This window comes from Paenibacillus sp. V4I3, assembly GCF_030817215.1.
Classification (GTDB): domain Bacteria; phylum Bacillota; class Bacilli; order Paenibacillales; family NBRC-103111; genus Paenibacillus_E.
The window spans coordinates 7193149-7218971 of sequence record NZ_JAUSZA010000001.1 but is presented as its reverse complement, the minus strand read 5'-3'; the positions used below and the strand labels follow the sequence as shown (position 1 = coordinate 7218971).

The window sequence follows — 25823 nt, the reverse complement described above, 5'->3', positions numbered from 1 at the left end:
CTTCCACTTCATCGGTGGGTAGCAGGCTTTTTTGATTTATCGGATGGAAATTTTATAGGAACGTAACCAAGTATCTACTTGCGCCAAATAGGCGAATAGTTGAGGACCTGTCATCAACTGACCAAACCATGGGAGATCGAAATCATTCGTCTCTGAGCTGGCGAGTGCACGGATTTTTTTAACATCAATGAAGGGGAGCAAGGGTGAGCTGGGGTCATCAAGAATTTCCAACACCCATTTTCTCACAGCTGCCAAGTAATTAGGATTGTGTGTCTTTGGATAAGGACTTTTCTTGCGAGTTAGCACATCCTCAGGAAGAACACCTTTGAGCGCTTTGCGCAAAATGCCTTTCTCCCGATCACCCGATGTTTTGATTTCCCAGGGAATATTCCAAACATACTCGACAAGACGGTGATCGCAGAAAGGGACGCGAACTTCAAGTCCGACGGCCATACTCATACGATCCTTTCGATCCAGAAGTGTAGGCATGAACCGAGTAATGTTTAAGTAAGACATTTCTCGCATACGGTTTTGCTGCTGTGTTTCCCCAGCTAACCGCGGCACTTCGCTGAGTGCTTGCTGATATCGATTGTTGACATACTCGACTGGTTTGATCCAATCCACAAGATCGGGAGCCAGCAGGTCGATGCGATTGTTCAGTTTTAAAGACCAAGGGAACGTACCCGCAGCCAAAGCTTCTTCGTTGTGGAACCAAGGATATCCACCGAATATTTCGTCAGCTGCTTCCCCGGAAATGGCAACCGTCGCTTCTTTTTTGATCTCACGGCAAAATAAATAAAGAGACCCATCAACATCAGCCATCCCTGGCGTATCACGGGCAAATACCGCTGTTTTCAGAGATTCCACAAGCTCGGGTGTGTCGAATTCAATATAGTGATGCTCAGTTCCTAGATGCTCTGTCATCCGTTTAATCCAAGGTGCATCTGAATTTGGCTGAAATATGTTTGCTTTAAAATGTTTGTCATTATCTTTGTAATCAACGGAAAAAGTATGCAGAGCGCCTTGCCCGCTTTCCTTGTAATGAGCAGAGGCAAGTGCAGTAAGCGCACTAGAATCAAGACCACCCGATAGAAGAGTACAAATGGGTACATCAGACACAAGTTGGCGCTGGGATGTATCTCTGAGCAGTTGTTGAACTTGTAATGCAGTAGCAGCGATATCGTCGGAGTGCTGGTGGCTTTCGAGCTTCCAGTACGTACGAATGGATAAGCCGTTGCGGTCAAATACAGCGCATTGTCCTGGTTTGAGTTCTGACATATTGCGATAAATCCCTTGACCAGGTGTGCGAGCCGGACCTACTGCGAAGATTTCAGCCAAGCCTTCCGCACCAACCTCTGCTTGGAAGTCGGGGTGCGCGAGTATGGCCTTCGGCTCAGAGCCGAATAGAAGCACACTATTTTGATGAGAATAAAAAAGCGGCTTTACGCCAAGCCGATCTCTGACCAAATAAAGAGATTGTTCTTGATCATTCCAGGCCGCGAAAGCGAAAATGCCATTAAGTCGATCTACACAAGCTCTCCCCCACTCAATAAAGGCAACAAGCAGCACCTCTGTATCACAGGTCGTGCGGAAATGATGTCCACGAAGTTCGAGCTCCTTTTTGAGTTCAGGTGCGTTATAGAGTTCGCCATTATATACGATCGTATACGTGTAGTCTCCTTGTTTCCGTACCATAGGCTGAGCGCCGTTTTCCGGATCCATTACACTAAGACGTCGATGGCCGAGGGCACAATGCTGTGAAATCCAAGTACCAGAAGCATCAGGTCCACGCAAATGGAGCGTTTCCGTCATATTTTCTAGAATGGACGGGTACCCGGTCAAGTCTTTCCGCCAATCTATCCAACCCGTTATTCCGCACATAGACGTTCCTTCCTTTCCTTATAAAGAGAGCATGATGATAAAAGGTATGCAAACTCAAGGTATATAATGTCTGTCCAGAAGTGGATGGGCGCAGTCGCTGGACGGATTTTGTGTTTTGTTGACAGGCCTGATACAATAAACCCAATTCTTACTTACTAAATGACAAAGGTGATGACAATGAAAAAGAAACACTCCAAAGCACAAATTGATTATCTGGCCTCAAGAGAGCATTTTCTGCAAATTAGTAACCAAGCGGATAAACGAATTGCGGAATTAAAAGAGGAAGGTAAAGAAGTTGGGCAAGCAGAAATGGAAGAAATTATTGAGCGTGTAGGCTTGCATCGTGCTTACAATGAACTTACCCAAGCTGAGAATGTCTTAATTAACTGGACACAAACGGCTATCAAAACCGAACCGGAATTTATTCAAAACCGCACTAATTTTGAGGAATTGTACGAAAAAGTCAAAACAGATGCAGAAGCAAGAGGCGCGATTCTTAATCTTGCCATGCGTTTAAATTTAGAGCTTGTGTGACATTCTAAAGAGGTAGTGCCATTCTTTCTTCAGGAGGCGAATGCTCATGGATAGTCATTTCATTAGCAAGCTGCACGACAAGCAGAAGAAAGCCGCGAAGAATTTGAGGACCCAAGGTGACGGTCAGCCAGGCAGTAATTTGCCGCACAAGAAGCACTAAAGTCTAATGGCACCATCAAGAGCCTGTAAGGAGATCTCCTTACAGGCTTTTGCTTTTCCTTCGTCCTTCGGCTTTAATGGGTATTTTAAACAGCATATTTGATACGATATTTCTCCATACTAATCAAGTGATCATTATTTCAATTTACAGGAGGATTAATCCATTATGGGCAAAAAGAAAAGTATGGACCAGCGGACTCAAAGCACAATCGATCATTCGAAGCAATCTTCTCGCATACAGGCCAATCTGGATTCAACAGAGCCTGGACATCACCAACCGAATCGTCCTTCCGTTTAAATGAGTGATTTGAATTCGTAAATACAGCATTCGATGAAGCCCCTGCCATTTGGTAGGGCTTTTTCCTTGTTTGTAAGTAGACTATGAGGTAAGATGAGATTTAAGTTTAAAAGATTTAAATAAACTTGGACACAATTTCATATTCGAAATAGGTGCTTACGTTCCGCTTTCCAAGCGCAGGGTAAGCTTAAAAGGGAAGATCGGTTAGAAGCCGACGCGGTCCCGCCACTGTAACAGAGGAGTCAACGTCTCTATCTCTATGCCACTGATCGACCGATTGGGAAGGCTGACGTTTGATGAAGATCCTGAAGCCAGGAGACCTGCCTATTTCAGCAGCACAGTTATATGCCTACGGGAGATAGGGAGGTGTTCTTATGAGTACGTGGGATCTATCAACAGTCCAACATCATGTACTTATCTGTAACGGGGGATCTTGCCTGAAAAATTCAGGAGATGAAACAACACTAGCCATCCGAGATGAAATTTCGAAGCACGGAGCCGAGCATCTTATACATACAACTCGGACTAGATGTAATGGCCGCTGTCAGGACGCAGGTGTTGTTACGGTGTATCCGCAAGGGATTTGGTACAAGGAAATGACACCAGAGACTGGGAGAAGGCTTGTTAGAGAGCATTTACTAGAGGGGAAACCACTCCAGGAACATATGATTTATAGCTTTGAGGAACGTTTTGTGCCAACCGGCATAGGAAATAAGGGCATTAGCCGCATACAAAGTAATAAATAATTATCATACATACCGTCCTAATACCAAAAACCCCATCCAAACTGGATGGGGTTTTAACTTTATTGTAGAGTCGTTGATTATCATTTATGCAAAAGATGACTAACGTGATACCACGACTATGTATACGGTCAAGTTCCTCGACAAGCTGTTGTTCCGATATGCGATCCAGATAGGCCGTTGGTTCATCCAGAAGTAGCAGCTTTTTGTTCAAGCACAAGCACGCCGGCTTGGGCTACTCGTTTCTTTTGACCGAGGCTCAAGTGGTGAATGGGTGTATGTGCCAAGTGTTCGAGTCCCATCGTTCGTAAAATAGCTTCTGCTCGGCGAGTAATCTCAGGCTCAGGAATGGCAGCATTCCGCAGACCGTAGGTGACATCCTCATAAGGAGTATTCAGAATGATCTGCTGTTCCAAATCTTGAAAGACAAGTCCAATGTCTTGACGTAATTGTTTAAGTTCTTTGCGAGTGTAAGTCAAAGGTTCGTTCTCGCATAAAACTTGACCCGATGAAGGTGAATGAATGCCAATAGCATGAAGAAATAAAGTTGATTTTCCAGAACAGTTATGACCACAAATGGCCGTTAATTTTCCCTCGGGGATGCGGAGCTTTAACTTGTTCAAAGCTATAGTCTGTGAAGCGGGATAGCTGAAACTCACTTCTAAGGTTTCTAAAATCGTGCTCATCGGATACTCCTCCAATTCCAACGCAGCCAAATTTCGAGCAGCAGCAGCAGCGTGAACCCTACATAACTTTCCAATTTATATCGAAAAGGTACAGGATTAGCTCGGTAAGGCGCCATGTGAATGTCATCCGTAAAACCTCGGGAGACAAGGCCATTTGACAATGATTTATACCGCTGCATCGTTTTGATAAACATTTGAACAATAATAATGGCTGTATCCTTTAGTCTATTTTGGAAACCGGTTTGACCGCCTCTTGATTGCTGAGCTACATACATGTTATTAGCAATTTCAAATAGGATGAACAGAAACCGATACATGATAAGCATAATTTCCAGAACCAGCTTGGGAACACGAACTTTTTGTAAGACTTGCAGCAATTCGGAAAAAGGAGTGCTGAACATTATTAAGGACACGCAGCTTAGGCTCGCTATAATACGAACGAATAATTTGCCAATTAGCAAAAGACCTGTTGAAGTAACGGACAACTTCCAGTCCATGAATGCAAAAGCCGCCACCACATGAATATCCGGCAAGGCTTGCAGAGGACGGATCTCTACGACTAATGCGGGTACACTACTTACAAAAAAAAGACATGCAGCACCGATGATCGTTACATAATATTTGAATGGAACACGAGCGTAGCCTACCGTCCATATGGCCATCCATATAGCGATCACTATCTGGACGGCTGGATGCGTTAGATATGAAAACAACAGCATAGTAACTGCAAAACCGCACTTCCACATCGGTGATAGGGGGCGTAAGGCATTTTTATAGGAGAGTGAATTGATCCGTTTCATCATTGGTTTTTGGATTTAGATGCTTTCCCTTTGAAAAAGCCAAAGGCATACCCAATGAAGCCAACCCCGATGGCAGCTTGTAAGGCGAACAGCATACTTTCCGTCTCAGCTGGGAGCTCAAATAAAGAAGAGAACAATGGCGTATAGGAAGACTCAATACTTTGGATCAATTGTTCAGCGGCATCATCCGATCCACCAAATTCGCCTTTTGCGAAAATAAGGGGTAAGACTGCCAATAGTACAACGGCAATTAGCATCAGGGTATTCACGGTACGAGTTTTCATTGCTCAGAAGCTCCTTTCATTTTATGTTGTAGAATGGATAGCTCTTTAGGGCTTTAAGATTGTAACCAATTCCATATTAATACGGTTAAAATGCCTTCGCTAATGGCAAGAGGGATTTGCGTAATGGCAAAAATGCCGCCGAATTTCAAGAAGGATGCTATAAATCCACCTTGTTCAGCGGGGAATGCAAGAGCTAATTGGACAGAAGTAACAATGTATGTGGATAAGTCGGCAAGAGATGCCGCCAAAAATATCGACCATTTTTGTTTGCCGGTTGTTTTCATCACGGACTTATATATGAAGTAACCAACTACTGGACCGGAGAGGGCCATTGAGAAAGCATTTGCCCCGAGAGTCGTAAGTCCTCCATGAGCAAGTAAAACTGCTTGAAATAACAAACAATCGATCCTAAGACGCTCATAGGGAGCGGTCCGAACATTACAGCTCCTATACCTGTACCTGTTGGGTGAGAACTGCTTCCGGTTACAGAAGGGATCTTCAATGCTGAAAGTACGAAGGTGAATGCACCAGCAAGGCCGAGCATAATTTTGAGCTCTGGATGTTCCTTCGTAATTTTGATAAGTGCTCGGACACCTAGAAAGAAGAACGGAAGGAAGGCTGCCCACCAGAATATAGCCCAACCTACGGGGAGAAATCCTTCCATAATGTGCATGCCGTAGACGGTTTGCGGCTCATTAATGAATAGATAGAGGGCTAACCCTATGACCACAAGTAAGAAGCTAGTAACCTTTGTCTTTCGTGTTTTTGTTTGCATGGTCTTTTTTTATTCCTCCTAATTAAAGTTTGATTATCGAACAAAAAAGACCAATCCTAATGGATTGGTCGTGGGTATGTACGAATAAACGATAAATATAAGCTAGATGTCGAAAGACTTGACGTACACCTCTCCTTTCCGCGAAGGTTTCTGGGTGCATAAATGAAGGTAGGTCTCCTGGCTCTCGGATTATCGTATTCTTTCAGCATTCCCTGAATATGCATCAAGTGACATGATAGAAAGAAACTCCCCGAATACAGTGGCGGGACCGCTCGGGATTTGCACCCGATTCCCTGTTACCCCTTGCTTGCTACGCAAGGGCACCTCATTTATTCGAAAAAATATGTAATTGAAAAGAGTATAACACAATATGAAAGATTCGTAGCGTAGTGATTTTTTTATTTTAACAAATGTAGATAAACAAAAAAAGATCGCGATTTCTCGCGATCCTTTGCCGTACATGAACGTCCCAGGAGGGATTCGAACCCCCGACCGCACGCTTAGAAGGCGTGTGCTCTATCCAGCTGAGCTACTGAGACATAGACCTCTTCTTACCTTGCGGATGTGATCCGTTTAGCGAAGCAAGAGTTATATTATCATATAGTTTCAAGTGAAGTCAACCCTATTTTAAATGTTTATTTTGCAATCACTTTGACAATCAAGTAAACTGTCACCAGCGAGACCAAGATTTCTGAGGTGATCATCATAACGGACCCATCCATCAATAACTTAATTCTTTTTCCGAAAACAGAGCAATATTACGAAGAGGAGCTGACTCGGTTTCTAAAAACAGAGCAGTATAGTGATGCACTCCAATTGCTAACCTTTCTACTGCAATTTCCGACAGTAGACCATCACAAGACCGAACAATGGGAAGCTCTGAGGAACTGGCTGTATACCATGTTTCCGGAAACCATGTTCCCAATGACGTCTCCATTGGAAGAGGACCCAGAGGAAGAAACGGATCTTTTACGGCAGTATATACAAGAAAAGACAGCCGATGATGGCGCTTTTGCACTTAAGCTTCTGAATATGTTAAGAGACGGTACGTTGGAGCAGCAAGTCAATGCCCTTGAACAATTGGCGTTCATCGATCAATCTGACGTAAGCCAACGTGTAAAGGAGTGGCTGTGTGAGAAACCGCGGCACCCTCACATTCAATTCAAAGCTTTGCAGGCGCTTAAACAGATGGGTGAGCGTGGATTTATCGAGTTCCCCAAGAATGGGGAAAAGATCCTAGTCGAGATCGAGGAGACACCGATGTGTCCAGAGGACTTTCCATCACGCATTCGTGATATGATTCGCAGAGTCGGGGACATTAGTGAAATAAGCCAACCTGATTTTGTTTATTTTGCCAAGCAGACTTGGCAGGAATTTCTAGCCTATGCCTATGGGACATCGATCTATACAGATTTACAGAAAGCGGAAGAAGGCGCTGTTGATGTGTGGGCATCTGCCCTTCATGCTATACTTCAAGAGAAATTATTTGGCTCGGTGAATCGTGAAGAATTACTAGACAATTACGGGATTGTTGATTCCATGAAGCTTCAGTGGAAGCGAGCTAACCTTGTGCTGCAAGCGTTTGTGAAGCAGTTTAATCCAGACCCATCATAAGGTAAGAAAGGCTGCCTTGAAATGAAAATCTTATATGGTATAATAGAATGGTTGTAATGAGCGTAACGTGAAAATATGTCATCGTACATTTTTGGAGGGGAAAGCATAAAATGAAAGCAAGTTGGGAAAAAATAGAGAAGAACGTAGGCGTTCTTGAAGTGGAAGTTGGCGCAGAGCGCGTCGCAGATGCTTTGGATAAAGCATTTAAAAAGGTATCCGCGAAAGTAAATGTTCCAGGTTTCCGTAAAGGGAAAGTACCTCGTTCTATCTTTGAAGCTAAATTTGGTGTAGAAAGCTTGTATCAAGATGCTTTAGATATCATTTTGCCAGAAGTTTATGTGGAAGCAATTGAAGAGGTTAAAATCGAGCCTGTCGATCGTCCTGAAGTAGACGTTGAGCAATTCGGCAAAGGACAAGTACTGAAGTTCAAAGCTAAAGTAACTGTTAAGCCTGAAGTAACACTTGGCGAGTACAAAGGTATCGAAGTTGAAGCGGTAAGCGCAGATGTTACGGATGAAGAATTGAATGAAGAGCTTACACGTTTGCAACAGCGTCATGCTGAATTGGTTGTCCTTGAAGAAGGACAAGCAGCAAATGGTGACGTCGTTGTCCTTGATTTCGAAGGATTCGTTGATGGAGAAGCGTTCGAAGGCGGTAAAGCGGAGAAGTATTCCCTTGAGCTTGGTTCCAACTCCTTCATTCCAGGTTTCGAAGAGCAGCTCGTAGGTCTTGGTAAAGGCGAAGAGAAAGAAGTTAGCGTTAGCTTCCCTGAAAACTACCACTCCGAAGATCTGAAAGGCAAAGCAGCTGTGTTTAAAGTGCTGATTCACGACATTAAACGCAAAAATTTGCCAGAGCTTGATGATGAATTTGCAAAAGATGTGAGTGAGTACGATACACTTGTAGAGTACAAAGAAGAACTAAAAAAACGTCTTCAAGAGCGCAAAGAAAAAGATTCAGAGGCTGCTCTGGAAACAGCTGTTGTTGAAAAAGCTGCAGCTAACGCTGAAGTTGAAATTCCAGCTTCCATGGTAGAAGCAGAGCTAGATGTTATGGTGAAGGAATTCGAAAGACGTCTTCGCTCCCAAGGCATGACACTTGAGATCTACTTCCAGTTCTCCGGTCAAAACGAGAGCGTGCTGAAAGAACAAATGAGAGAAGATGCTGATAAGCGTGTTCGTAACAACCTTGTTCTTGAAGCCATCGCAGCTGCAGAAAAAATCACAGTTTCCGATGAGGAAGTTGACACGGAGCTTGAGAAATATGCACAATCCTACCAAAAAACAACGGCAGAACTTCGTGAACTGTTTGCTTCTAACGGCAGCCTAGAAGGTCTGAGCAACGATCTTGTGATTAGAAAAACGGTTGATTTCTTGCTTGAAAATAGCAAGCATGTTTCCGCAGCAGTATAAATAAGGTAAGTAAAGGCACGTACGTAAGCAACGTGCCTTTCTTTTACCCTATTTTAGCCCCCAAACTGCCCAAGACCATAAGAAATACCCTCATACATAGCAGTTCTCTGAAAAAATGACTTTGCTGTTCAAACGTGTTAAACTGTATCTGAATCTCAATTGAGAGAACTTGGCTATTGCCGCAAAAGGAGTTGGTACAATGAGTCTTATTCCTATGGTTGTTGAACAAGAGGCTCGTGGGGAACGTTCTTACGATATCTACTCGCGTTTATTAAAGGACCGCATTATCTTCATTGGGAGCGCTATTGATGACGATGTGGCTAATTTGGTCATTGCCCAGCTGCTCTTTTTATCAGCTCAGGATCCCGATAAGGATATCCACTTATATATCAATTCACCAGGTGGATCTGTAACAGCTGGAATGGGTATCTTCGATACCATGCAGTTTATTAAACCAGATGTATCTACGATTTGTGTGGGTATGGCTGCAAGTATGGGCTCTCTGCTATTAACCGCAGGTGCCAAAGGTAAGCGATACGCGCTGCCGAATGCAGAAGTCATGATTCACCAACCGCTCGGCGGTGTAAGAGGTCAAGCAACCGATATCAAAATCCACGCGGATTGGATTATCAAAACGAAACAAAAACTCAACCAGATCTATGTGGACCGTACGGGACAGCCGCTTGAAAAGATCGAAAGAGACACCGACCGGGATAACTTTATGAGCGCTTATGAAGCGAAGACATACGGGTTAATCGACGAGGTTATCACTCGAAACGACTTGAAATAAAGGAGTGATCCCATGTTTAAATTTAACGATGAAAAAGGCCAACTCAAATGTTCCTTTTGTGGAAAATCCCAAGACCAAGTTCGCAAACTTGTTGCAGGTCCGGGAGTTTACATTTGTGATGAATGTATAGAGCTTTGCACGGAGATTGTGGAAGAAGAATTAGGGCATGAAGAAGAGCTAGATCTGAAAGATGTTCCGAAACCAAAGGAAATTCGCAATATTTTGGATCAGTACGTGATCGGGCAGGATCAAGCGAAAAAATCGCTGGCTGTAGCGGTTTATAACCACTATAAGCGTATTAATTCGCAAAACAAATTGGAAGATGTTGAGCTTCAAAAAAGTAACATCGTGCTACTAGGACCTACAGGAAGCGGTAAAACGTTGCTAGCGCAAACGCTTGCTAAAATTCTGAATGTTCCTTTTGCAATCGCGGATGCCACTTCATTAACAGAAGCTGGTTATGTGGGCGAAGACGTCGAGAATATTTTGCTCAAGCTGATTCAAGCTGCAGATTATGATGTAGAAAAAGCCGAACGCGGCATTATCTATATTGACGAGATCGATAAAGTGGCACGTAAATCCGAGAACCCGTCTATTACTAGAGACGTTTCCGGCGAAGGTGTTCAACAAGCTTTACTCAAAATTCTTGAAGGTACAGTTGCCTCTGTTCCTCCTCAAGGTGGACGTAAGCATCCGCATCAAGAATTCATTCAAATTGATACAACCAACATTCTGTTTATTTGCGGCGGGGCTTTTGATGGCCTTGAGCAAATTATCAAACGCAGAATCGGTAAAAAAGTGATTGGCTTTAGCACGGATGGTGCAAAAGTTGATTTGAAACCAGGCGAGTACTTATCCATGGTGCTTCCGGAAGATCTCTTACGATTCGGTTTAATCCCGGAATTCGTTGGTCGTTTACCGGTCATCTCTACACTAGAGCCGCTGGATGAACCAGCCCTTGTGCGTATTCTTTCGGAGCCTAAAAATGCGCTCGTGAAGCAATACCAGAAGATGCTTGAGATGGATAATGTCTCACTCGAATTTGACGCAGAGGCGCTTGATGCCATTGCCAAAGAAGCAATCAAACGTAATACTGGCGCGCGCGGCCTGAGAGCTATTATTGAAAGCATTATGCTTGATGTGATGTTCGAGGTCCCTTCGAGAACAGACGTCACGACATGTGTGGTATCTAAGGAGACGGTTCAAAACAAGATCACTCCTGTTTTAACGACCAAAGATGGCGCGCAGGCGACTGGTAAGAAAAAAGAAGAAAGCGCGTAACCCATAATTTCACAAATTACACACAGCCTCCAATCCGATACCCTGCTAAAGGGCATTGGAGCGGAGGATGTTTGGTGTCATGGGGAGAGAAACCATAATGTTCCATAGAAAAGATACGCGGGCCGTTCGTGTAGGCGATTTGACGATCGGTGGCAGTAATGAAGTCATCATGCAAAGTATGTGCACAACCAAGACAGCGGATGTGAAGGCGACAGTAGCAGAAATCCTTCGTTTGGAAGAAGCAGGCTGCCAAATCGTTCGTGTTACGGTTAATAACAAAGAAGCCGCTGAGGCAATCAAAGAAATCAAAAAACAAATTCATATTCCACTTGTTGCGGATATTCATTTTGACCATCGCTTAGCGCTTGCTGCTATTGAGAATGGCATCGATAAAGTGCGTATTAATCCAGGTAATATCGGCCGCCGCGAGAAGGTAGAAGCGGTCGTTAAAGCTTGTAAAGAACGTGGTATTCCAATTCGTATTGGGGTCAATGCTGGCTCACTAGAGAATCATCTTCTTGAAAAGTATGGATACCCAACGCCTGAGGCTATGGTAGAAAGTGCCTTGTTCCACATTAACGTTCTGGAAGAGCTTGATTTCCACGATATTATCGTTTCACTCAAAGCTTCCGATGTTCCTATGGCGATTGCAGCTTATTCCCAGGCAGCTAAAGCATTCAACTACCCACTTCACCTCGGGATTACAGAGGCTGGAACGCTCTTTACAGGGGCCGTAAAGAGTGCGGCAGGTATCGGAACTCTGCTCAATATGGGACTCGGTAACACCCTGCGTATTTCGCTTAGCGCGGACCCAGTAGAAGAGATTAAAGTAGCTCGCGAATTGCTCAAAACATTTGGCTTGATTACCAATGCTGCAACTCTCGTTTCCTGCCCTACCTGTGGGCGGTTAGATATTGATTTGTTCTCGATAGCCAACGAAGTCGAGGATTATATTGCAAAGATCAAAGTGCCGATTAAGGTATCTGTACTTGGCTGTGCAGTAAATGGTCCAGGGGAAGCGCGTGAAGCTGATATTGGGATTGCAGGAGCTCGTGGTGAAGGCATGCTTTTCCGTTATGGAGAAATGATCCGTAAGGTTCCTGAAGCAGAACTGCTCAATGAGTTGAAGAAAGAAATTGATATCATCGTAGATTCTTATGAAAAAACGGGTGTTATTCCAGGACGTAAGCACTAATAGCATATATGTTAAAAAAGAAAGCCGTTAAATGTGCCTCGAGTGAGGTGCTTTTAACGGCTTTTTTGTGTTGTCTGTTGGAATTCAGAGCCTATGACTGTACGGAATTGGTAACTACAGGGCTCTATTTTTGAAATATGCGGTAAAAATTTGAATTAGAGCAACGTATGTGCGCCATTTAATTCCTTTCACGCATATTTGTAGCACAAGAGAAGCATAATGAGTAAAACTGGAAAGCTTGTTCATTTGAAGTAAGTTTTTCTAACGCTTACATGCAAACAAGGAGATGCTATGAATTTGCTAAGCAAGTATAGGACTGCTCGTCACATTACCCTTTCGGTAATCGCAGGGATTTTTTTGCTTCTTTTACCCATGCATACCGGTGCCACAAATGTGGCAATGCCTTCACAGCTTGCAGCTGAGATCAAGACGAAGAAGGTGGCCATTGTCATTGATGACTTTGGCAACAATATGGACGGCACCAAAGAGATGATGGATCTCCCCATCCCTTTAACTGTCGCTGTCATGCCATTCCTGCCCTCTTCCAAACAAGATGCTCAATTAGCACACGATAAGGGACATGAAGTCATTCTACACCTGCCGATGGAGCCTGTGAGGGGTAAGAAGAGCTGGTTAGGCCCAGGGGCCATTACTACGGACTTATCGAATGATGAGATTCACAAAAGGATCGTAGCGGCAATCGAAGATATTCCCTATGTAATAGGAATTAATAATCATATGGGATCCAAGGCTACCGCAGATGAGAGAGTGATGAAAATTCTCGTTGAAATCTGCAAAGAGAAAAATCTCATTTTATTAGATAGCCGTACGACTTCAAAAAGCCTAATCGGCAAGCTAGCGGGGCAAAATGGAGTTCCTTATTCCGAGAATCAACTTTTCTTCGATGATCTTTATACGTACAGTCACATCAGCAAGCAAATGGTAAAGTTTAAAAAATTAATCCATCAACGAGACATGGTCATCGCGATCGGACATGTGGGTCCACCAGGGAAAAAGACAGCTCAAGTTATCAAAGAGGCTATTCCGATCATTCAAAAGGAAGCTACTTTTGTTCCGATTTCACAAACAATGAAGCTAAATACTAATTAGGATGAATCATGGCAAAGTATTGATCTACCGCTTGAGTAATGGCTTTTGCTAGCTTGGCCTGATGATGAGAATCATTCAGCAGCTTGCGGTCTGTTTTATTTGAAATAAATCCAAGTTCAACAATGACAGCTGGGCATTTTGTGTGCCTAAGCACATAATACTTTTTACCGAGAACAGGCTTTTCTTCCGTACCATAGATACGATTTAGGGATTCCTGCAAAAGTTGAGCAAGCAAAATGCTATCCGATTGATTTTGATAAATGACAAGTGGGCCTCTTCGATCGGATTTGCCGGACCAATTAATATGCATGCTTAGCATCATTTTGGGCTTAATGGTGTTGGCGAGTCCGGAACGCTGGGCTAAATCCTTGCGGTGTCTTCCACCGAACGACCACTTATTGTCTTCACTTAATGCGTAGTCTTCCGTTCGGTTGATAATGACGCGATAACCCTTTTTCTTAAGGAGCTTGTACGTTTTTTTGGATATGGCTAGGTTCATATCTTTTTCTTGATATTTACCATGTAAAGCACCGCTATCTATGCCTCCATGTCCTACGTCGATAATGATATCAGCATTAGGCAGTAAGGGATCATCAGCTAAAGCGGATGCATCAGAGGTCTTACAAAGACAGAGGAAAACAAGTAAAATCATCAAGCTTTGCTTCAAACGAATCACGTCCTTTTGCATGAATATCTACTCTTATCCTTCTTCTGTAAGAGGGCTATCATACGTCACGCAAAAGTTTGCATGTATTGGATTAACCTTCTTTTTCACGGGAATAATGGAAGCTATGACAAAAGTTTGAGCGAAAAAATTAGTTTTATTTCGAAACCGAAGCTTATGATTACGACGACAGTTTTGCCAAAGCAAAGCTCCTAGGAGGTATGACAAATGAGTTTAAGTATTATTCTTATGGTAATTCAAGTTTTCTTTGCTGTTGTGATTGGGTTGTATTTCTGGAATTTGCTGCGTAATCAACAGACGAATCGGTCTGCTGTCGATAGAGAGTCCAGGAAAGAATTGGAGAAATTAAGAAAGCTGAGATCCATTTCGCTAACAAAACCGCTCTCAGAGAAAACAAGACCGTCCTCCATGCAGGATATCGTTGGCCAAGTTGAAGGATTGAAAGCCCTAAAAGCAGCGCTATGCGGTCCCAATCCGCAGCATGTCATTATTTATGGTCCGCCTGGGGTTGGTAAAACGGCTGCTGCTCGTGTTGTTTTAGAAGAAGCTAAGAAAAATCAGGATTCACCCTTCCGGCCGGATTCCAAATTTACAGAGATCGATGCCACGACTGCACGCTTTGACGAAAGAGGAATTGCCGATCCGTTGATAGGTTCGGTTCATGATCCTATTTATCAAGGTGCAGGTGCAATGGGGGTTGCGGGGATTCCACAGCCTAAACCAGGTGCCGTAACGAAGGCGCATGGCGGTATTTTATTTATCGATGAAATCGGTGAATTACACCCCACACAAATGAACAAATTATTAAAGGTGCTGGAAGATCGCAAAGTATTTCTAGAGAGCGCATATTATAGCTCCGAGGATACGAATATTCCAGGCTATATTCATGATATATTTCAAAATGGTCTCCCTGCTGATTTCCGTTTAGTAGGGGCTACAACACGTACACCTAGCGAGATTCCTCCAGCTATCCGTTCGCGCTGCTTGGAAATTTATTTCCGTCCTCTTTTACCGAGTGAGGTAGGAGAAATTGCTCGGAAAGCTCTGGATAAGATTGGCTTCAAGAAATGTGAAGCAGCGGTTCAAGTGGTAACGAAATATGCAACCAATGGCAGAGAGGCTGTGAATGTGATTCAGCTTGCCGCGGGTATTGCCTTAACGGATAAACGAGATGAGATTACCGCAGCCGACATTGAGTGGGTTGTCAATTCATCGCAGATCCCACCTAGACCAGAACGAAAAATACCTGCACAACCGCAAATTGGATTCGTCAATGGATTAGCTGTTTATGGACCTAATTTGGGTACACTACTTGAGATCGAAGTGACCGCAATACCAATTGCAACTGCGGGTACTGGGAAATTTAATATTACGGGTGTTGTAGATGAAGAGGAAATGGGAGGAGGCTCTCGAACCATTCGCAGAAAGAGTATGGCGCGTGGCTCAGTGGAAAATGTGCTGACAGTCCTTCGCAAACTTGGATTTAATACGTCAGATTATGATCTACACATTAATTTCCCTGGCGGAGTGCCTATCGATGGACCTTCTGCAGGCATTTCCATGGCGACAGCTATTGCATCTGCGATACATAAAATACCTGTGGATAATAAATTGGCAATGACGGGGGAAATGAGTATCCATGGTAAAGTTAAACCCGTTGGCGGCGTTGTAGCGAAGGTCGAAGCTGCATTCCAAGCGGGAGCTACCAAAGTTATTATCCCTAAAGAAAACTGGCAAGAAATGTTTGCTAATTTGCCGGGAGTAGAGGTGCTTGCTGCTGACTCAATCGAAGAAGTGCTGGAAGTTGCATTAGGCTTAGAACTCCATGATAATGTGATTCACTTGCCTTTTGCCACGGAAAGGACGATTCCAGCTTCGTCTTTACCCATTTTACATGCAAATTCACAACATACAATTGACTCCTAAATCAGAGTAAAGAAGACCTCACATGACGCGTCAGAGTGCCAGTTGGTGTTTTGTTTGCAGTTTTGATAAAATGTAAAGGGCAACGAGGGTACAGAAATAAATGACATTGAATATCGTACAGAGATCCGAGACGGTGTGATTTCGAACTCCGTTCAAAGATCCATGAAGCGGAGAGACTTTGAACTCCGTTCAAAGATCCATGAAACGGAGAGACTTTGAACTCCGTTCAAAGATCCATGAAGCGGAGAGACTTTGAACTCCGTTCAAAGATCCATATATTAGGAGGTGCAGAGGATGGGACCCGGAAAAATCAAGGTGCGCAGATTGCCGCTATTGCCTCTAAGGGGACTGCTGGTTTATCCGAGCATGGTTCTACATCTGGATGTAGGGCGAGAAAAGTCGGTTAAAGCACTCGAGCGGGCAATGGTGGATGACAGCATGATTCTCCTCTGCTCTCAATCAGAGATCAACATAGAAGAACCTGCCAAAGAGGATATTTATCGCATCGGGACAATTGCTAAGGTACGGCAAATGCTGAAACTACCGAATGGAACCATTCGTGTATTGGTAGAAGGCGTTTTGCGTGCTGAGATTGTTGAATACCTTATGAATGATGAATATTATGAAGTCACGGCTAAGGAATTACCGGAGCAAGAAATCACCGATCCTGAGATCGATGCACTCATGCGAAGTGTACTAAGCCAATTCGAGCATTACATTAATTTGTCGAAAAAAGTTACACCAGAAACGCTTGCTGCGGTATCGGACATTGATGAACCAGGCCGTTTAGCAGATGTCATATGCAGCCATTTATCGCTCAAAATTAAGGATAAACAAGAGATTCTGGAGACCGTAGATGTGCGTGAGCGTCTCGAGAAAATGCTCAATATCTTGAACAATGAGCGAGAAGTGCTTGAACTTGAACGTAAAATTAGTCAACGTGTTAAGAAACAAATGGAGAAAACGCAGAAGGAGTACTACCTTCGCGAACAAATGAAAGCAATCCAGAAGGAACTCGGCGATAAGGAAGGCCGCGCTGGCGAAGTGGATGATCTACGCAGCCAGTTGACGGAAGCCGAATTGCCAGATAAAGTCCGCGAGAAGGTTGAGAAGGAAATCGACCGACTAGAGAAGATGCCAGCGACTTCTGCCGAGGGAGGCGTCATCCGCAACTATATTGATTGGCTGCTTGGATTGCCTTGGTCCAAAAATACGGATGATGACTTGGATTTGGATAAAGCCGAGGAAATCTTGAATGAGGATCACTTCGGTCTCGATAAGCCAAAAGAACGCGTACTCGAGTACCTAGCGGTACAGAAGCTTGTTAAGAAGCTGAAAGGACCTATCCTTTGTTTAGTTGGTCCTCCGGGCGTTGGTAAAACCTCCATTGCTCGTTCGATTGCTAGATCCATGGGAAGACAGTTCATTCGTATCTCGCTTGGCGGGGTTAGGGATGAAGCTGAGATTCGCGGTCATCGTCGTACGTATGTTGGGGCTATGCCGGGACGGATTATCCAGGGGATGAAGAATGCTGGAACGAATAATCCTGTTTTCTTACTAGACGAAATTGATAAAATGGCAATGGATTTCCGCGGCGATCCGGCTTCGGCATTGCTTGAAGTTCTTGATCCCGAGCAGAATAGCACTTTTAGTGATCATTTCATTGAAGTTCCCTTTGACTTGTCCAATGTCATGTTCGTGACAACGGCGAATGCTGTTCACAATATTCCTCGCCCTCTGCTAGATCGGATGGAGGTTCTCTACATTCCTGGCTACACAGAGATTGAGAAGCTTCAAATTGCGAAAAAGTATTTGCTGCCTAAGCAGAAGCGTGACCATGGTCTAGAAGAAGACCAACTTGTTGTGGATGAAGATGCCTTAATGAAAATCGTTCGTGAATATACACGTGAAGCGGGCGTTCGTAATTTAGAGCAGCAGGTCGCAGGTATGAATCGAAAAGCGGCTAAAAAGATCGTATCTGACCCAACTACACCGGTACATGTTACGGAAGAAAACTTGAAGGACTATCTAGGACCGAGCAAGTTCCGCTATAATGTAGCTGAAGAGAAAGATCAAATAGGTGCAGTGACAGGCCTTGCTTGGACAGAAGTTGGCGGGGATACCTTAGTCATTGAGGTCACCGTAATGCCTGGAACAGGCAAATTGACTTTGACGGGTAAACTCGGTGATGTGATGAAGGAGTCCGCTCAAGCTGCTTTCAGTTATACACGCTCACGGGCTGACGTGCTCGGCATTGCACCTGACTTTCATGAGAAGAACGATATCCATATTCATATCCCTGAAGGCGCCATTCCAAAAGATGGTCCATCCGCAGGAATTACGATGGCAACGGCATTAATTTCAGCTTTGACGAATATTCCTGTTTCTCGTGTGGTTGCTATGACAGGTGAAATTACATTGCGCGGCCGGGTACTTCCAATCGGAGGACTCAAAGAAAAGGCGCTCGCTGCACATCGAGCTGGTATCCGTACCATCCTGCTGCCTCAGGATAATGAGAAAGACATCATCGAAATTCCAGAAAGTGTCCGCGCCGAGATGACCTTCATTCCAGTTAGCCATATGGATCAAGTGCTTGAACATGCACTTGTCAAAAATAAGCCTCCCGTGCAAGTCGGATAACGATAGAAAGTAGTTGAACATCCATGAAAGTCAATCAAGCTGAGTTTATTATCAGTGCGGTTGGACCTAGCCAATATCCAGAGGATGCCTTGCCAGAGATTGCTCTGGCAGGGCGTTCTAATGTCGGGAAATCATCACTCATTAACTGTTTGATCTCCCGCAAAAATTTGGCCAGAACCAGCTCACAGCCCGGCAAAACCCAAACGCTTAATTATTATAAGATCAATCAGGACTTATATTTCGTAGATCTTCCAGGTTATGGCTACGCCAAAGTTTCCAAAACGAAACGGGAGCAGTGGGGGAAATTCATTGAGAGCTACTTAATGAATCGAGAAACACTGCGCCTTGTTATGCAATTAGTTGATTTGCGGCATCCTCCTTCCAAAGATGATCAAGCTATGTACGAGTGGCTAAGACATAATGATGTCCCAGTCATCGTCGTTGCAACCAAGGCCGATAAGATCCCGAAAAGCAGATGGCCGAAGCATATCAAGATTGTTCGAGAAACACTGGGTATGGATAAGGGTGTCCAACCGTTGATGTTTTCCTCGGAGCTTGGGCTCGGCAAGGACGAGCTGTGGGGGATTTTAGAGCAAGCCATCGCTTATGGAGAACCAGAGCCTGAAGAAGCAAATGAACTCGTGACCCAGCAAGAACAAGATAAAGAACAAGAACCGTCCTGATTCATAGGGCGGTTTTTTGTGTAAGGATAAGAAGGACGTCAAAAGACAGAGAAAATCAAGAAGAAGCACACGGGAAAGCGAGGTTTACTGGGGAAAATTTGCTGGCATTCCGTAATTCCTTGGTTTTTTCAGAATATTTGGCTGATTATAATGAAATGCACGCAGGAATATTAGAGACGCATGTAGTATAATAATAAACAAGGTAATAGTTAATGGCTTGAAAACAAAGAATCGAGGGATTTTTATGGCACAAAGGTTAGCGACTGAATATGTCAAAACCTGCCTCCAGTTAACAGAAGCCGAGATGTTCAAGTTTTTTCAAATGTTTGTGGATCATCAAGTGACATTGCAAGTGAAAGTCTTAGAAAATGGCAACCAAGAGGTTGTTTTTCAAGATGGAGCAGGTCAGGAAATCGTCCTTTCATTTGAGAAGAAATCGGGCCTATATGAATGCACAGGATCCTGCAGATTAAGTAACACCTTACTTGCTAATTTGATGCGTAAAGCAGTGTCAGAGTTTAAAGGAAGCGCAACAGTAAACCGAATTTACCCTAGTTATACAATGGTTTACTACTATGAACGTGGAACCGTCGTTAAAATCGAGGAAGTCAAAGGGCAATTGTTGACCGTTATCTATGAGTACAAAGACACCATTGGTCTCATGCAGCAAATGTTCCAAAAGAGAGAAGTCGAGCAAGAGATTGAAATGATCTACGATCAAATTAACCATCTTCTAGATTTGCGTAATATGCTGCAGCAACAGGAAGAACATCAACAGATCGACACTCGCCTCAATGAGCTAACGCATCGTTTGTTTATATTGGAGGCTTAACTACACATATACCTACAATTATAATAGACCCTTTTTAGGGTCTTTTTTGTTTTAAGGCATTTAGCAAAAAAAACTATTGCATTTCTCGTCGATAGATGTTATTTTTATTCTCGTTGAAAACAATATAGGAACCAGGATTCACTCAGGACATTGAATGTTGCGAGAGATAAATACCCTCGGGAAGTGAATGACGTAGGTCCTAGCGGATGAAATTTTTTTTCAGACATTTTATTCCTAGGAAGGGGGAACCGAAAGATGGAAACAGAATACTCAACTTTCGGAAGACACGTTGCTGTAGATACTTGGGGGGTAGATTTCGAACTTCTGAACAATGCAGATTGGCTGCAAGCTCAGATGGTAGAAGCTGCCGAGGTATGCGGAGCAACCGTACTATCTGTACAATCCAAGCAATTTGAACCACAAGGAGCAACTGTACTTGTTATGTTGTCCGAGAGTCATCTCTCCATTCATACTTATCCTGAGAGAGGTTTTGCCGCGCTTGACTGTTATACATGCGGTGAGACAGTGGACCCTCAATTAGCGATCGACTTTATGGTATCCGTATTGAAACCAGAAACATTCTATGCGAAGAAATTAGTTCGCGGAATGGGTGAACTACAAGTAGAAACTCCTGAAATAAAGCATGCAGAGCTTGTTAAATAAGAATCTGCGCATAACAATAACGATAACCACGGAGAAATCCGTGGTTATTTGTTTGTCCAGATACCCATACAATGTTATTGCGACACATGTCCAAACATGAAGCAAACATGAAATGGGGGAACAGATTTGAAACAGAAAATAGTTAGAAAAGCTGTGATTTATAGTATTGTTCTCTTTCTCATCATCTGGCCTATTTATCAACTCATTCAAATATTAGGTCCTCATAAAGAAGAGCATGATGCTACCCATCTACTGTATCAAGTTTCTCTGTTTCAGATGGAACTTCTGAAGAGCTATCTGGAAGAAGCTGCTCAAAGCAAAGATACCGAAGGATTGAATGCTGTCCAACAAGCCCTTTACTCGGCAAGTTATACGCATGAACGCCTGGTGCTTGCTGCGGGAGGAAGCGAATATCTGACTTCACTGGACAGTATGACCCAGCTAACGCAGTACTTGAAGCGTCTGCAGGTGGGGGGAGAGCGAACATTAAAGCCTGATGAGAGCCAGGTTTTGAAGGAAGTTTGGCTTCAGTACAAGAGTCTGTACGATCTGTATGAGAAAATCATGGCTTCGAATGGCGATATTGTTTCGTCCCAAAATACGAAGCTGGCGGAACTAGATCGAAATTTAACCTCTTTTATACGAAAAAAAGCACTTCAATAAAATGGTCAATATAGGGATCTTTTCTTGAGTGGAGCTCAAAGATCGCTATATTAGGTATATAGGAACGAAATGCTGTTAAAACTAACGAGCAGAATGTAGCATTCATAAATTATACAAAAAATTTGTCGGATTGCATGTTTTGCTGTGCTATAATGGTACATAGAATTAGACGGAAAGGCAGGTGGTACCTTTGCATATTATCGCACTAGGCTTGAACTATCGTACGGCCCCGGTAGAAATTCGGGAGAAGTTCGCTTTCTCCGATCAGGATTTACCTAAGGCATTGGCAGAATTGAAAGAAACGAAAAGTATATTGGAGTGTGTAATTGTCGCCACCTGCAATCGCACGGAAATCTACGCTGTTGTGGATCGACCGCAGATGTGCAGTCATTACTTGACACACTTCATTGAACGTTGGTTCCAAGTCGGCAAGGATCAATTCCAAAAGCATTTATATATGTATGAAAATGAAAAAGCGATTGAACATTTATTCCGCGTAACAAGCGGTTTAGATTCCATGGTCATTGGGGAAACCCAAATTCTAGGACAAGTGCGGGATGCTTTTTTATCATCTCAAAATATGAAAGCAACCGGGGCTTATTTCAATACGTTGTTTAAGCAATCCGTGACACTTGCCAAAAAAGCACACTCCGAAACAGGCATTAGCAATAATCCAGTTTCCGTCAGCTACGCCGCGGTGGAACTTGGTAAACGAATATTCGGCTCTTACATGAACAAAACGGTTATGATTATTGGTGCTGGTAAGATGAGCGAACTGACCGTTAAGCATCTTTACGCGAATGGAGCTAACAAAGTTATCGTGGTTAATCGTACGTTTGAACGTGCTGTGGAATTGGCGGAGAAATTTAACGGCATTCCATGTACCATGGATAACATGCTGGAGCATTTAGCGGAAGTGGATATTATTATTAGCTCGACGGGCGCTCCGGGATATGTTCTTACGAAGAATGATATTCAGTCCTATGTTCAAAAGAGAAAGTCACGTCCGCTTTTCATGATGGACATTGCTGTCCCTCGTGATCTAGATCCACAAATTAGCGGCTTACCTAATGTTTTTCTTTATGATATCGATGATCTGGAGAATATCGTAGATAAACATTTACAAGAGAGAAAGAAAGAAGCAGCGAAGATTGAAACAATGATTGAGTCTGAAATGGGTGTTTTCGAACAATGGACGAAGACGCTAGGTGTAAGTCCAGTCATTAGCGCTCTTCAAACAAAAGCGAGTCAGATCCACGAAGAGACGATGGATAACATGTTAAAGAAGCTGCCTGACCTTGATGAACGTGAAATTAAAGTTATTCGTAAATTAACGAAAAGCATTGTGAATCAAGTGCTGCGAGACCCGATCCTTCGCATTAAGGAAATGGCGGGAGAGCGTCATGGTGATGAAGCGCTTGAGTTATTCACGAAACTGTTTGCCCTAGAAGAGACCCTTGAACAACAAGAGCAAGCCAATCAGTTAGCACAAGAACTAGAAGCCGGGCATAAAGCAGTTGAAGCTAAGCAGATGCTGGATGATAAGTTGTCCGTGCTTAATTTACAGAACGCTGATATTCTAGCCCAATCTTGAAGAAAAGGGCGCTAATCGCCTAGGAGAGGTGCCATGGTAACACGTAGCTGGTTGTTTGATGCGATGATTTATATGTATGCCCTGAGCCTATTGTTTTACTTTTCGGATTTCGCTAATGCGAACCGAAGCGCGAAACGGATGGGGACGGGGCTGCTTTTGTTTGTATGGGTTCTGCAAACCGCTTACTTAGGAATTAATTTGTATGGTCATTTGACGGAATGGGCGTTTGCCCGATCGGATGTACTTTTTATGTTTTCGTGGTTGATTGTCACGATTTCACTGTTGATTAATCGATTTATCCGGATTGAATTGTTTGTATTTTTTGTGAATGTGCTTGGTTTTGCCATTTTGGCTTTGAATGTATTCGGTAATCCGAATGTAACGCCAATTAAGCCCGATTGGGACATCAATGATGAGCTATTATTTATCCATATTACCCTGGCGATTGGCAGTTACGTGGCATTCTCGATTGCAGCTATTTTCTCAGGCATGTATGTGTTTTTACACAAAATGTTGAAAGCGAAGAAATTTTCTCAAACGGTTATGAGATTACCTTCACTTGAGAAAATTGAGCATTATACCTATCTCTCCGTTATTATCGGAGCACCATTGCTTCTTATGGCTTTAAGTCTGGGTGTGGTCTGGGTTGTACTGGAGGGAGATCGTAATTTACTTTATGATCCTAAGGTGATTAATTCATTTTTTGTGTTAGCAGCGTACGCTTTCTATTTATTTCAGCAGCATTCTATGCGTATTTCGGGAAATAAGCTGGCAGCATGGAACCTCGCAGCATTCTTAATTGTAGTTCTCAATTTCGTGGTTTCTAATCTGGTTTCAGGTTTTCATGGGTGGATATGGAGCTAACGACGATAAATCATCCCTATCCAATTATGCTGAATCTGTCTGGACGCCGATGTTTAGTTATCGGCGGAGGGGCTGTGGCTGAACGAAAGGTGAAATCACTGCTGCAAGCAGGTGCCCGTGTAACGATCGTAGGCACAGAATTTACTGAGGGACTTATGGAGATGGAGAACAAGTCTGAAGTGGTTCTGTATAGGCAAACGTTTCATCCATCAATCATGATCGATGAAAGTTCAGATTTTGCGCCTTACACCTTGGTTGTAGCTGCAACGAATGATGCGGAAGTGAATGCTCACGTGCATGAGATAGCATCACGGCAGGGTCAACTAATCAACGTTGTTGATCAACCTCAATTGAGCTCCTTCATCGCGCCTTCTGTTGTTCGAAGAGGGAAGTTAGTTATTGCCGTTTCAACAGGTGGAGCAAGTCCTTCAGCTGCTCGTAAAATTGCTCAAGAATTAGACAACGCATATGGTGAAGAGTATGAAACGTACCTCGATTTCCTTAGTGATTTGCGGTTATTGATTCAGAGTAGAGTGGCCGATAAACAAGCTAGACAACGTGTTTTTAAAGAGATGCTTGAATGGGACGTGCTTGCCAAAATACGGAGCGGCACATTCGAGAGTTGGAAAGAGAAGCTCTACATAACCTTAGAGAAAGAACCTTGGATGCAGGGGCAAGTTCGAGATAGAGGTACGGATCTATCTGCTTGGTTAGCAGCTATCAAGGATATCGGGCAGCAAGTACAGGGAGGCGGGTAGAGATGAGAACAATCATAGTAGGAACTAGGCAAAGCGCATTGGCACTAACTCAGACGGGGCAAGTTGTGGAGCTTTTAAAACAGCTTGCAGCTGAACATGGGATCGCTTGTCAATTTGAAATAAAGAAAATTGTCACGAAGGGCGACCGCATTTTGGACGTCACCTTGTCCAAGGTAGGCGGTAAGGGGCTGTTCGTCAAGGAAATCGAACAGGCACTGGTGGACGGCGACATCGACATGGCCGTTCACAGCATGAAAGATATGCCCTTCGAGCTACCCGAAGGGCTGGTCGTTGGAGCGGTGCCGAAACGTGAGGATCCGCGCGATGCGCTGATCACACGCGGGCACCGCTCCCTGGACGAGCTGCCGCAAGGCGCGCTCGTCGGTACCAGCTCGCTGCGGCGCGCCAGCCAGCTGCAGCACCTCCGCCCGGACCTCCGAATCGAGTCGGTCCGCGGGAACATTGATTCGAGGCTGCGCAAGCTCGATGATGAGAACTTCGATGCGATTCTGCTTGCCGCGGCCGGTTTGCACCGGATCGGCTGGCAGGATCGCATCAGCGCGTACCTGCCGCCCGAGATCTGCCTCCCTGCCGTAGGGCAGGGGGCGCTGTGCATCGAGTGCCGGGGCGGCGACGCCTTCATGCTGGACCTGCTGAGCAGGTTCCAGCATGAGCCAACCGCGCTCGCGGTGCGAGCGGAGCGGGCTTTCCTTGGCAGACTCAATGGAGGCTGCCAAGTGCCGCTAGGCGCTTACGCGAGCATAAGCGAAGACAGCAGCGAATCAGAGGTGCCGCTGCTCACTTTAACGGGCATGGTTGGTACGCCGGACGGCGTCACCATGCTCAAGGAAACAGCTTCCGGGAGCGATCCGGAAGCATTAGGTTTGCTTGTCGCCGATAAACTTATCGCGCAAGGCGCAGAACGTATCCTGGCTGAGGTAAGGAAGTGAGCA

Annotated in this window: 25 protein-coding genes, 1 tRNA gene, 1 pseudogene and 2 riboswitches; of the genes and pseudogenes, 20 read left to right on the top strand and 7 right to left on the bottom strand. The window is 44.1% G+C overall.

All coding sequences use genetic code 11. The annotated features are described in order from the left end of the window. Positions 1-36: 36 nt before the first annotated feature. Positions 37-1881 (bottom strand): asparagine synthase (glutamine-hydrolyzing), encoded by a 1845-nt coding sequence (asnB, locus tag QFZ77_RS33065; RefSeq protein WP_307446766.1) that lies wholly within the window; start codon positions 1879-1881, stop codon positions 37-39. Between the two features lie 177 nt (positions 1882-2058). Between asnB and QFZ77_RS33060 the strand changes: the two genes are divergently transcribed. The 4 genes from QFZ77_RS33060 (at position 2059) to QFZ77_RS33045 (ending at position 3618) form a co-directional block, all read left to right on the top strand. Then, positions 2059-2415 (top strand): hypothetical protein, encoded by a 357-nt coding sequence (locus tag QFZ77_RS33060; RefSeq protein ID WP_056836396.1) that lies wholly within the window; start codon positions 2059-2061, stop codon positions 2413-2415. A gap of 46 nt (positions 2416-2461) precedes the next feature. After that, entirely contained in the window at positions 2462-2575 is a 114-nt protein-coding gene (locus QFZ77_RS33055) for a DUF4023 family protein (RefSeq protein WP_307446763.1), read from the top strand. Positions 2576-2740: 165 nt separating this feature from the next. Beyond that, the gene (locus QFZ77_RS33050; RefSeq protein ID WP_307446760.1) at positions 2741-2872 is read left to right on the top strand and encodes a hypothetical protein; all 132 of its coding nucleotides are present in this window, start codon (positions 2741-2743) and stop codon (positions 2870-2872) included. A gap of 133 nt (positions 2873-3005) precedes the next feature. Continuing rightward, positions 3006-3214: riboswitch (cobalamin riboswitch) on the top strand. A gap of 32 nt (positions 3215-3246) precedes the next feature. Next, the gene (locus QFZ77_RS33045) at positions 3247-3618 is read left to right on the top strand and encodes a (2Fe-2S) ferredoxin domain-containing protein (protein ID WP_307446757.1); all 372 of its coding nucleotides are present in this window, start codon (positions 3247-3249) and stop codon (positions 3616-3618) included. A 182-nt stretch (positions 3619-3800) separates the two neighbouring features. On the opposite strand, the gene QFZ77_RS33040 is transcribed toward QFZ77_RS33045, so the two are convergent. From QFZ77_RS33040 to QFZ77_RS33020, 5 genes and pseudogenes are all read right to left on the bottom strand, one after another. Then, positions 3801-4301, bottom strand: coding sequence for an energy-coupling factor ABC transporter ATP-binding protein (locus QFZ77_RS33040; RefSeq protein WP_307446754.1), 501 nt, complete (start codon positions 4299-4301; stop codon positions 3801-3803). Further along, positions 4298-5047, bottom strand: a complete 750-nt coding sequence (cbiQ, locus tag QFZ77_RS33035) for a cobalt ECF transporter T component CbiQ (RefSeq protein ID WP_373462788.1) — start codon at positions 5045-5047, stop codon at positions 4298-4300. The genes QFZ77_RS33040 and cbiQ overlap by 4 nt, the downstream gene beginning before the upstream one ends. Before the next feature lie 53 nt (positions 5048-5100). Continuing rightward, positions 5101-5385, bottom strand: a complete 285-nt coding sequence (locus tag QFZ77_RS33030) for an energy-coupling factor ABC transporter substrate-binding protein (protein WP_307446751.1) — start codon at positions 5383-5385, stop codon at positions 5101-5103. A gap of 53 nt (positions 5386-5438) precedes the next feature. Next, a pseudogene (locus QFZ77_RS33025) lies at positions 5439-6160 on the bottom strand (energy-coupling factor ABC transporter permease). A gap of 149 nt (positions 6161-6309) precedes the next feature. Next, positions 6310-6503, bottom strand: a riboswitch (cobalamin riboswitch). A gap of 122 nt (positions 6504-6625) precedes the next feature. Further along, positions 6626-6699 (bottom strand) — tRNA-Arg (locus tag QFZ77_RS33020). 157 nt (positions 6700-6856) lie between these two features. On the opposite strand from QFZ77_RS33020, the gene QFZ77_RS33015 reads away from it, so the two are divergent. The 6 genes from QFZ77_RS33015 to QFZ77_RS32990 all read left to right on the top strand — a co-directional run bounded on the left by QFZ77_RS33015 (position 6857) and on the right by QFZ77_RS32990 (position 13562). Continuing rightward, positions 6857-7774, top strand: coding sequence for a hypothetical protein (locus QFZ77_RS33015; RefSeq protein ID WP_307446747.1), 918 nt, complete (start codon positions 6857-6859; stop codon positions 7772-7774). Between the two features lie 110 nt (positions 7775-7884). Next, positions 7885-9186, top strand: coding sequence for a trigger factor (gene tig / locus QFZ77_RS33010; protein WP_307446745.1), 1302 nt, complete (start codon positions 7885-7887; stop codon positions 9184-9186). Positions 9187-9385: 199 nt separating this feature from the next. After that, on the top strand, positions 9386-9976 hold the full coding sequence (gene clpP / locus QFZ77_RS33005; RefSeq protein WP_307446742.1) for an ATP-dependent Clp endopeptidase proteolytic subunit ClpP: 591 nt from the start codon (positions 9386-9388) through the stop codon (positions 9974-9976). Positions 9977-9988: 12 nt separating this feature from the next. After that, positions 9989-11257: an ATP-dependent protease ATP-binding subunit ClpX gene (gene clpX / locus QFZ77_RS33000; RefSeq protein WP_057306183.1), complete on the top strand. Its 1269-nt coding sequence runs from the start codon at positions 9989-9991 to the stop codon at positions 11255-11257. A 97-nt stretch (positions 11258-11354) separates the two neighbouring features. After that, positions 11355-12452, top strand: a complete 1098-nt coding sequence (ispG, locus tag QFZ77_RS32995) for a flavodoxin-dependent (E)-4-hydroxy-3-methylbut-2-enyl-diphosphate synthase (RefSeq protein ID WP_307446734.1) — start codon at positions 11355-11357, stop codon at positions 12450-12452. 291 nt (positions 12453-12743) lie between these two features. Beyond that, positions 12744-13562 carry a divergent polysaccharide deacetylase family protein gene (locus QFZ77_RS32990; protein ID WP_373462697.1) on the top strand — a complete coding sequence of 273 codons (819 nt, stop codon included), beginning with the start codon at positions 12744-12746 and terminating at the stop codon, positions 13560-13562. Here QFZ77_RS32990 and QFZ77_RS32985 read toward each other — a convergent pair. Further along, the gene (locus tag QFZ77_RS32985; protein ID WP_307446731.1) at positions 13555-14250 is read right to left on the bottom strand and encodes an N-acetylmuramoyl-L-alanine amidase family protein; all 696 of its coding nucleotides are present in this window, start codon (positions 14248-14250) and stop codon (positions 13555-13557) included. The genes QFZ77_RS32990 and QFZ77_RS32985 overlap by 8 nt on opposite strands. A 204-nt stretch (positions 14251-14454) precedes the next feature. Here QFZ77_RS32985 and lonB point away from each other — a divergent pair, with 204 nt between their 5' ends. The 10 genes from lonB (at position 14455) to hemC (ending at position 25820) form a co-directional block, all read left to right on the top strand. Continuing rightward, on the top strand, positions 14455-16173 hold the full coding sequence (gene lonB, locus QFZ77_RS32980) for an ATP-dependent protease LonB (protein WP_307446729.1): 1719 nt from the start codon (positions 14455-14457) through the stop codon (positions 16171-16173). A 294-nt stretch (positions 16174-16467) separates the two neighbouring features. Continuing rightward, positions 16468-18813: an endopeptidase La gene (gene lon / locus QFZ77_RS32975; protein WP_307446726.1), complete on the top strand. Its 2346-nt coding sequence runs from the start codon at positions 16468-16470 to the stop codon at positions 18811-18813. A 23-nt stretch (positions 18814-18836) separates the two neighbouring features. Further along, on the top strand, positions 18837-19496 hold the full coding sequence (gene yihA, locus QFZ77_RS32970) for a ribosome biogenesis GTP-binding protein YihA/YsxC (RefSeq protein WP_307446722.1): 660 nt from the start codon (positions 18837-18839) through the stop codon (positions 19494-19496). A gap of 244 nt (positions 19497-19740) precedes the next feature. After that, on the top strand, positions 19741-20328 hold the full coding sequence (locus QFZ77_RS32965) for a non-ribosomal peptide synthetase module (RefSeq protein ID WP_307446720.1): 588 nt from the start codon (positions 19741-19743) through the stop codon (positions 20326-20328). Between the two features lie 255 nt (positions 20329-20583). Beyond that, the gene (gene speD / locus QFZ77_RS32960) at positions 20584-20991 is read left to right on the top strand and encodes an adenosylmethionine decarboxylase (RefSeq protein ID WP_056836369.1); all 408 of its coding nucleotides are present in this window, start codon (positions 20584-20586) and stop codon (positions 20989-20991) included. 126 nt (positions 20992-21117) lie between these two features. Beyond that, positions 21118-21654 carry an S-adenosylmethionine decarboxylase gene (locus QFZ77_RS32955; protein WP_307446715.1) on the top strand — a complete coding sequence of 179 codons (537 nt, stop codon included), beginning with the start codon at positions 21118-21120 and terminating at the stop codon, positions 21652-21654. 190 nt (positions 21655-21844) lie between these two features. Continuing rightward, positions 21845-23248 carry a glutamyl-tRNA reductase gene (hemA, locus tag QFZ77_RS32950; protein WP_307446713.1) on the top strand — a complete coding sequence of 468 codons (1404 nt, stop codon included), beginning with the start codon at positions 21845-21847 and terminating at the stop codon, positions 23246-23248. 33 nt (positions 23249-23281) lie between these two features. Then, on the top strand, positions 23282-24112 hold the full coding sequence (locus tag QFZ77_RS32945) for a cytochrome C assembly family protein (protein ID WP_307446710.1): 831 nt from the start codon (positions 23282-23284) through the stop codon (positions 24110-24112). Further along, positions 24103-24870 carry a precorrin-2 dehydrogenase/sirohydrochlorin ferrochelatase family protein gene (locus QFZ77_RS32940; RefSeq protein WP_307446708.1) on the top strand — a complete coding sequence of 256 codons (768 nt, stop codon included), beginning with the start codon at positions 24103-24105 and terminating at the stop codon, positions 24868-24870. Before QFZ77_RS32945 ends, QFZ77_RS32940 begins: the two co-directional genes overlap by 10 nt. Positions 24871-24872: 2 nt before the next feature. Beyond that, positions 24873-25820, top strand: coding sequence for a hydroxymethylbilane synthase (gene hemC, locus QFZ77_RS32935; protein WP_307446704.1), 948 nt, complete (start codon positions 24873-24875; stop codon positions 25818-25820). The last annotated feature ends 3 nt before the right edge of the window (positions 25821-25823 follow it).